At 46.4% G+C, this 8,516-nt stretch carries 6 protein-coding genes; all 6 read left to right on the top strand.

The window, feature by feature from the left end; translation table 11 throughout:
• Positions 1-1,445, top strand: a 1,445-nt coding sequence (locus VIP81_RS21205; protein WP_331965948.1) for a TonB-dependent receptor domain-containing protein, incomplete at its 5' end; no start/stop codon positions are given.
• A gap of 21 nt (positions 1,446-1,466) precedes the next feature.
• Entirely contained in the window at positions 1,467-3,032 is a 1,566-nt protein-coding gene (locus VIP81_RS21200) for a SusD/RagB family nutrient-binding outer membrane lipoprotein (RefSeq protein WP_331965945.1), read from the top strand.
• Between the two features lie 2 nt (positions 3,033-3,034).
• Positions 3,035-5,341: a family 20 glycosylhydrolase gene (locus tag VIP81_RS21195; RefSeq protein ID WP_331965942.1), complete on the top strand. Its 2,307-nt coding sequence runs from the start codon at positions 3,035-3,037 to the stop codon at positions 5,339-5,341.
• Positions 5,342-5,456: 115 nt separating this feature from the next.
• A complete protein-coding gene (locus VIP81_RS21190; protein ID WP_331965940.1) occupies positions 5,457-6,773 on the top strand; it encodes a gluconate:H+ symporter in 1,317 nt (438 codons plus the stop codon).
• A gap of 73 nt (positions 6,774-6,846) precedes the next feature.
• Positions 6,847-7,317: a RidA family protein gene (locus VIP81_RS21185; RefSeq protein ID WP_331965937.1), complete on the top strand. Its 471-nt coding sequence runs from the start codon at positions 6,847-6,849 to the stop codon at positions 7,315-7,317.
• A 101-nt stretch (positions 7,318-7,418) separates the two neighbouring features.
• On the top strand, positions 7,419-8,459 hold the full coding sequence (locus VIP81_RS21180) for a sugar kinase (RefSeq protein WP_331965934.1): 1,041 nt from the start codon (positions 7,419-7,421) through the stop codon (positions 8,457-8,459).
• Positions 8,460-8,516 lie beyond the last annotated feature (57 nt).

Raw genomic sequence — 8,516 nt, 5'->3', positions numbered from 1 at the left:
TCGTGTATACCGGTAAAGGTTTCTTTGAACCAGGTTTTTACGATCCGTCTAACGTGAAAAATTTAAGCGTTAAGAATATTAACCGCCATCAGGGAACAAATTCTGTATTCGGATCTGTGGACCTGTCTTTCAGAGATTTATTATTCCTCTCTGCTACCGGCCGCAACGACTGGTTCTCTACTTTATCTCCTAAGAAAAATAATATTTTCTATCCATCCTTCGGCGCCAGCTTCCTGTTATCCGAAGCGATCAAAATGCCTTCCTGGATAGACTATGCCAAAGTAAGATCTTCCTGGGCACAGGTAGGTGGCGGTGCACCTTTAGCGTATGCACTGAATCAAACCTACAGCATGGTGCCTGGTGGCGGCCATCTGGGTCAACCATTGCAAACGCCTACCCAAACAGATGGTGTGGGATCCGGTCAGCTGATTGCACCCAATCAGGACCTGAAACCATTTACCTCTAATACGGTAGAAGCAGGGATCGAAGGTCGTTTTCTGCATAACAGATTGTCGGCAGACATCACGGTATACAATCGCAGAACAACAGATGATATCATGCAGGCCGCTATTTCTCCGGGCTCCGGCTACAACTTCGCTTACCTGAACGTAGGTGAAATGAGTAACAAAGGGATTGAACTGATGTTGTCCGGTACACCTGTGAAGAAGAAAGATTTCTCCTGGGACGTTAGCTTCAACGCTGCATACAACAAGAACGAAGTACTGAAACTGAATGAAGGACTGGATAAACTGCAACTGGATATCGCGGTAAACAGCTATGCTTTTCTCTTTGCAGAAGTAGGTAAGCCTTATAGCATGATCAGAGGCTTCGGCGTAAAGAAGAATGCACAGGGACAGACCATCTACAATAAAAATAATGGCTACGAAGTAACAGAACAGAAAGATCTGGGCACCGGTATTTCTCCATGGACCGGCGGTATCACCAACAGCTTCCGCTACAAACAATTTAACCTGAGCTTCCTGGTGGATGGTAAATTTGGCGGCTATGTATATTCCGGTACCAACCTGTATGCTACCCGTTTTGGATTAAATAAAATTACACTGCCAGGCAGGGAAGACGGATTAACCGTTACCGGTGTGGATCAGGATGACAAACCTTTCTCCAAAACATTTACTTACGCCACCGGTTTGCAGCAGTACTACGACAATTTCAAAAATATCTCAGAGAAATTTGTGTATGATGCAAGCTTCATCAAATTAAGACAGGTAGTACTGAGCTACAACATTCCATCAAATGCAGTGGCCTTCGCAAAAGTGCAGTCCGCCACCGTTTCATTTGTGGCAAGAAACCTGCTCATCCTGTACAAGAACACGCCCAACATTGATCCTGAATCTGCTTTCAGCAACTCTAACGCACAGGGTTTTGAAATGTTTGCGGTGCCACGTACCAGGAGTTATGGTGTAAACCTGATGGTAAAACTGTAGTTCACTCTTAAAAAATTAGTCATGCAACGATTTGCCAGATATAAATTTATAGTACTCCTGGGGGCAGTGTTGGGACTGTCATCCTGTGATAAAGGATTTGAAGAATTAAATAAAAATCCAAACGCTTCTACTACACCCAACGTTAATTTTCTCTTTACCCAGAGTTTATTAAAAGGAAACCTGGTGTACGACAGGGCGTATTTTTACACCTCTTATTTACACTGCGGTAACTATGTACAGCACTTTTCCATTGCCAAAGAAATTGGCGGATCAGGTGCAGGTGATAAATATGCGGTGAACGATTTTTACCAGAGTTTTTATTACCGTTATATCTACACCAATGCTATTCTTACACTGCAGGAAATTATTACTGCACTGAAAGCGCCGGAACTGGCTGCGGATAATGTAAATAAACTGTCGGCCACCCGGATATGGAAAGTATTGCTGATGCAGCGTATCACGGACCTTTACGGAGATGTGCCTTATTCAGAAGCTACCCAGGGAAGGAACGGCGTATTCCTGCCAAAGTATGATTCCCAGGCAGATATTTATGCAGACATGCTGAAAGAACTCGATGAAGCTATCAAAGCTTTCGACACCAAAGCAGGAGCTGCCAGCTTCGGTGCAGCAGATTTGTTGTATGGTGGAGACGTGGGTATGTGGAAGAAATTCGGTTATTCACTGATGCTGAGAGTAGCCATGCGCACCACGAAGGTAGGCGATGGAAAAGTGGTGGCGAAAGATTGGGTGCAGAAAGCAGTAGCAGGTGGCGTGATTCTGAACTCCGCTGATAACGCGGTATTGAAATACAGCAATGGTCCGCAAATCTACAACAACAACCCGGTGGCTTTTGAACTGGTAGGACAGGATTATAGCCTCAACTCTCATGGTGCAGATAACATTGAGTGGGGTAAGTACAGCAAAACATGGATCGACTTCCTGAAAACGAACAACGATCCACGTTTGGGTGTAGTATCAGTGGTGTGGAATAATAACGCACCAGATACAGCGGCCGCTATTCAGAAAGGAATGCCCAATGGCAGCGATAAGAAAACAGCTGATTTTGTAACTTTTTCCGAGCCTAATCCGGCGACTGTTTTGAATAATGCCGCACCTTTGCTATTATTAACCAATGCGGAAACCAATTTATTACTCAGCGAAGCCGCTTTACGGGGCTGGATTTCCGGCGATAAAGCACAATTTTACAGAGATGGTGTAACGGCTGCATTGAAGAATTGGTCGCTGTTTGGGCCTGCTGGTGTAATAAGCGCTAATAAGATCGCTACCTACGTAACCGATCATCCGCTCAATACAGGTGGTACTGTGGATGCACAAATGAATCAGATCCATACGCAGTTTTGGGCCGCCTTATTCCTGGATGAACAGGAAGCATATGCGAACTGGAGACGTACAGGTTACCCGGTATTGACGCCGGTGAACTATGTTGGTAACGCCACCGGCGGAACTATTCCCCGTCGCTTGCCTTACTCCGTAGCAGAACAGGGAATCAACGGTGTGCATTACCGCGAAGCGATCAGCAGACAAGGCGCAGATTTACTAACAACCAGGGTATGGTGGGATAAATAATTATGAAGAGACTATTGCTAATATCATTATTGATAGGTGTTGGTAACACCACGATGTCACAAAGGAAAGAGGCTGCCGCACAGGCAGCCTTGATTCCTTTGCCGGTAACAGCATCCTACAATACCGACAGCTTTTTTATTACGCCGAAAACCCGGCTGCTGGCCGATCGGGGCAACGAAGGAGCGGCCGCATTATTGCAGGAATATTTCCGGCAACAAACCGGGAAGGCGTTATCGCCAACAGTAACGTTACCTGAAACATCGTTGCCGCAAAACGGTAGCCACCGTATTGTATTACATACCGATACCATGTTGGTAAAACAGCCCGAAGAATACCTGCTGCACATTACAAAAGAAGAGGTGATCATCACCGCGTACGATGCTGCCGGCATCGTACATGGTATAGCCACCCTGCGGCAGTTATGGCATCGGGAAGGCCCGGCCACACTGGCGTTGCCGGGTGCAGTGATCAGTGATTATCCCCGGTTTGGTTACCGGGGCATGCACCTGGATGTGAGTCGTCATTTCTTTTCGGTAGACTTTATCAAGCAGTTTATTGATCAGCTGGCGCTATATAAAATCAACAACTTTCACTGGCATCTGACAGACGATCAGGGCTGGCGTATAGAAATAAAAAAATATCCTAAGCTCCAATCTGTGGCCGCATGGCGGGATCAGACCATGATAGGACATAAAAAAGAATTGCCCCATCAGTTTGATGGAAAAAAATATGGTGGGTTTTATACCACGGAAGAAGTGAAAGCAGTGGTGGCTTATGCGGCTGCGAGACAGATTACGGTGATTCCTGAAATTGAAATGCCGGGTCACGCATTGGCAGCCCTGACAGCTTATCCGGAACTGGGCTGTACGAAAGGACCTTATAAAACGGCGCAGTTCTGGGGAGTATTCGACGATGTTTTCTGTGCAGGCAACGACAGCACTTTCACTTTTCTGCAGGATGTACTGGATGAAGTGATGGCGCTCTTCCCATCTACGTATATCCATATAGGTGGTGACGAATGCCCGAAGGTAAGATGGGCGCATTGCGCTGCCTGTCAGCTACGCATGAAACAGGAACACCTGGCAGATGAGCATGAATTGCAAAGCTATTTTATCCGTAGAATGAGTCGTTATATCAATAGTAAAGGACGGAAAATAATTGGCTGGGACGAAATACTGGAAGGCGGTCTGGCTCCCGGCGCTACCATCATGAGCTGGAGAGGGGTAGAAGGAGCGGTCACTGCTGCCAAACAGCAACACCACGTGATCATGACACCGGAAGATGAATTGTATTTTGATCACTATCAATCCTTATATCCGGAAGAAAAAACAGCTGCCGGTGGTTATACGCCGCTGGAAGAAGTATATCATTACGATCCGTTGCATGCAGCAGGCGATACCAGCTTGCTACCTTATATTTCGGGCATACAGGGGCAGGTGTGGAGTGAATACCTGGATACGGAACAACAGGCGCAATACATGATTTATCCCCGCATGCTGGCCATGGCGGAAAGAGCCTGGTCGCCACAGACAGCGCGGGATTACGCCGATTTTTGCAGACGTGTTAAAGCACAACAGCCTTTATTAAAAGCCTTACACATTGCTGCTGCCAATAACTTCGAAGAAATCAATTATTCCATAGATAGCCTCGCGAAAGGGCAATTATATGTCTCCCTGCATAGTTCGGATACTACGGCTACAATTCGCTACACAACAGATGGTACGCTACCCGGCCCCACCAGTAAGCGGTATATATCGCCGGTATTGCTCACGAAAAGCAGTACTATAAAAGCGATTTTATATCAGCAGGGGCAGCGCACCAACAGGTTATTTCACCAGTCATTTTCCATCAATAAAGCAACAGGCGCCGGCATCACGATAAGGCAGGCGCCGAATACCAAATATACCGGCGATGCCAGTTTACTGGTAAACGGGATAGCAGGGTCTAACCGCTACAACGATCAGCAGTGGCTGGGTTTCAGCAATCGTGATCTGGAAGTAGTCATTGATTTGGGCAGTGAACAATTGATTCGGCAAGTGGGCGCTAATTGCCTGAACTATCATTGGCAGAAAATGTGGCCGCCCACCGCATTGTTATTTGAAGTATCTGCAGATGGGGTGCATTATACGCCACTGGGTACCACGACTGCTTTCCCGGTAAATGGTATTAATGCCATACGCCTATCTGTAAAGCCGGTGAAAGCCCGGTACGTACGAGTGCTGGCCCGTAATAAAGGCGTGATTCCTGCCGGCGAATATGGTGCAGGAGGAAACAGCCAGTTGCTGGTGGATGAAATTAGTATTAATTAAGCTTTTAGCTATTAGCTTTTAGCTTTTAGTAAATGCAGCGAAGATTAACATATGATGGTCTCCGCTGCATTTACTAAAAGCTAAAAGCTAAAAGCTAAAAGCTAAAACGTGATCTATGTCGTTTTTGATTGTATTACTATGCATGGGAGTGCTGATTGTTTTGTTGACCTGGGGTAAATTGAATGCCCTTGTTGCTTTTCTGATCGTATCTGTGCTGGCGGGTTTATTGCTGGGCATACCGGCAGACAAGATTCCTGCATCGCTGCAAAAAGGTATAGGCGACACCGTAGGAGGATTGCTGATTATCATTGTATTGGGAGCCATGCTGGGTAAACTGGTAGCAGAAAGTGGTGCTGCCAGGCAAATCGCTAACACATTGATGCAGCTGTTCGGAGAAAAATACCTGCAATGGGCGTTGCTCATAGCAGGGTTTATCATAGGTATTCCACTATATTATGGGGTAGGTTTTGTACTGATGGTGCCACTGATCTTTTCAGTGGTATATCAGTATAAATTGCCTGCGGTATATATGGGGTTGCCTACATTGGCCGCCTTATCTATTACCCATGGATTTCTGCCACCGCACCCTTCGCCTACCGCGTTGGTGACACAGTTTAATGCGAACATGGGACTTACGCTGTTATATGGACTGCTGGTAGCCATCCCGGCATTGCTGCTGGCAGGGCCATTTTTTGCCCGGTATCTGAAAACGATGCCATCTACTCCGTCTGCCTTATTTCAGCAGCAGGAAGTTAATGATATGCCGCTACCGGGAAAAAGTAATAGTTTTATGACGGCTTTGTTGCCGGTATTCCTGCTCATATTTACTACCTTACTGGCTCATCTTTGCGGTGGAGAAAATACAACGGCGCATCGCTGGGTTTTATTTGCAGGCGATGCCCAGGTAGTGATGTTGTTTGCTTTGCTGATCGCTACGTTTTCGCTAGGGGTGTTTCAGCAAATACCGGTGAAGCGCATTATGAATATTTATGCAGACGCGGTCAAAGACATTGCTATGATCCTGCTGATCATTGCCGGCGCCGGCGCATTGAAACAGGTACTGACAGATAGCGGTGTTAGTTTACAGATAGCCTCGGCCATGCAATCCTGGCATATTCCGGTATTGGTTTTGGGTTGGTTAACTGCCGCCATCATCAGGGCTTGTGTAGGATCGGCCACCATTGCAGGCATTACAGCGGCCGGCATGATAGCCCCACTGATGTTGCATGGACAGGTAAACCCCAACCTGATGGTGTTGTCAGTAGGAGCGGGGAGTCTGATGTTTTCTCACGTCAACGACGCCGGATTCTGGATGTTTAAAGAATATTTTAACTTAAGTATAAAAAATACGTTGTTATCATGGTCAGTCATGGAAACGATAGTAGGCACAGCAGGTCTTTTCGGTGTCCTGATTTTAGACAGGTTCGTATGAGGCACTCATCTCCCGGAAAAATAAAAAAAGCAGCATAACCAAATCATATATTTAGAACATTAAAACAGAAACTATGGAAAACAATCATGCAGAAGAGAAATTAGCAGCCCTGGGATTGGTATTGCCCCCGGCGCCTGCACCATTGGGTGTTTACAAGCCATGCCTGATAGATGGCAAATACCTGTATCTCTCCGGTCATGGTCCTGTGCAGAATGATAAATCACTGATCATTGGCCGTATTGGAGCAGCACTGGATATGGAACAGGGTAAACTGGCGGCAAGACAGGTAGGTTTAACGATGCTTTCTACCATTAAAACCCATATTGGCAGTTTGGATAAAGTGAAACGTGTGATTAAAGTATTGGGTATGGTGAACTGTACGCCTGACTTTGAACGCCATCCATTTATTATCAATGGTTGCAGTGAATTGTTTGCAGCCATCTGGGGAGAAGAGAATGGAGTAGGGGTAAGAAGTGCAGTGGGCTTCGGTTCTTTGCCGGATAATATCCCGGTGGAAATAGAAGCTTTGTTTGAATTATACTAGACAGCGGTTGATTTGTATATTTGGATATTTAGTGGGTATGTTTCAGGAAAAGATTACTTTTTGAAAAAGCACACTGAATATCCAGATGTCAAAATAAATGAATGATGCAAAAACCGGATGGTAACAAGGGTCTTCGGGTAACAGCCTTCGGGGAACTTTTGCTGCGGCTGCACAGTAACGGCGGCAAACGATTTCAGCAAACCGACGGGTATACCGCTTACTATGCAGGCGCGGAAGCAAATGTATGTGTGCTGCTGGCCAGATTGGGTATGCAGGCAGATTATATCAGCCGCCTGCCGGATAATGACCTCGCCAGGGCCGGCGTACAACAACTGAGAAGTCATGGTGTAAACACCGATAAGATATTGTACGGTGGAGATAAGCTGGGCCTGTATTTTACAGAACCCGGCAATAACATTCGCCCTACCAGGGTGATCTATGACAGAACAGGTACTGCGTATGCCGGGTTACAGAAAGGGCAGCTCCACTGGAAAGAAATTTTTACCGATAGCCGCTGTTTTCACTGGTCAGGTGTGGCGGCAGCCGTATCTGAAAGTGCGGCCGAAGTTTGTGATGAGGCGCTGGAAGCCGCATTGCAGGCAGGTATGATGATTTCTTCGGATTTTAACTATCGCTCCAAACTATGGCAATACGGTAAACATCCATCCCACATCATGCCCGCCTTATTGCAGCATAGCGAAGTATCTGTAGCTGACCTGGACGCAGTAAAAATATATTTCGATATTGACACCGATCGGGCGTTGCCGCTGGAACAAAGGTTTGAACAGTGCTTTGCCGCGTTGTATCCTAAAATGCCCCGTCTTAAAACATTGGGCATGAGTTTCCGGCAGGTGAAAGACCAGCAGCTATGGTATACCGGTGCTTTGTCGCATGAAGGACAATTTTATTATGCCAAGGGATTTCCCCTTACGGATGTCACCGACCAGATTGGCACCGGCGACGCTTTTACGGCAGGGATGTTATATGGTCTGATGAATAATTACCGCCCGCAACAAATCATCGATTTTGCGACGGCCTGCGGCACCATCAAACAAAGTATCCCGGGCGACTGGGCGATTGTGAGCCTGGAGGAAATACAAGAACTGATGAAAAACGGACTGACCGGAAAAATTATACGCTAAATAATGACACAACTATGTTTACGATAGATGCACATCTGGATCTCAGCATGAATGCGA

The organism is Chitinophaga sp. (assembly GCF_036566945.1).
Classification (GTDB): domain Bacteria; phylum Bacteroidota; class Bacteroidia; order Chitinophagales; family Chitinophagaceae; genus Chitinophaga.
Note: the sequence above shows the minus strand (reverse complement) of the source record. Positions and strands in the feature narration are given on the sequence as shown.

What these genes read in the sequence shown, in the direction of transcription:
- VIP81_RS21185 (WP_331965937.1), top strand. Translation starts at nt 6,847, where the DNA reads ATGGAAAACAATCATGCAGAAGAGAAATTAGCAGCCCTGGGATTGGTA.
- VIP81_RS21195 (WP_331965942.1), top strand. Translation starts at nt 3,035, where the DNA reads ATGAAGAGACTATTGCTAATATCATTATTGATAGGTGTTGGTAACACC.
- VIP81_RS21180 (WP_331965934.1), top strand. Translation starts at nt 7,419, where the DNA reads ATGATGCAAAAACCGGATGGTAACAAGGGTCTTCGGGTAACAGCCTTC.
- VIP81_RS21190 (WP_331965940.1), top strand. Translation starts at nt 5,457, where the DNA reads ATGTCGTTTTTGATTGTATTACTATGCATGGGAGTGCTGATTGTTTTG.
- VIP81_RS21200 (WP_331965945.1), top strand. Translation starts at nt 1,467, where the DNA reads ATGCAACGATTTGCCAGATATAAATTTATAGTACTCCTGGGGGCAGTG.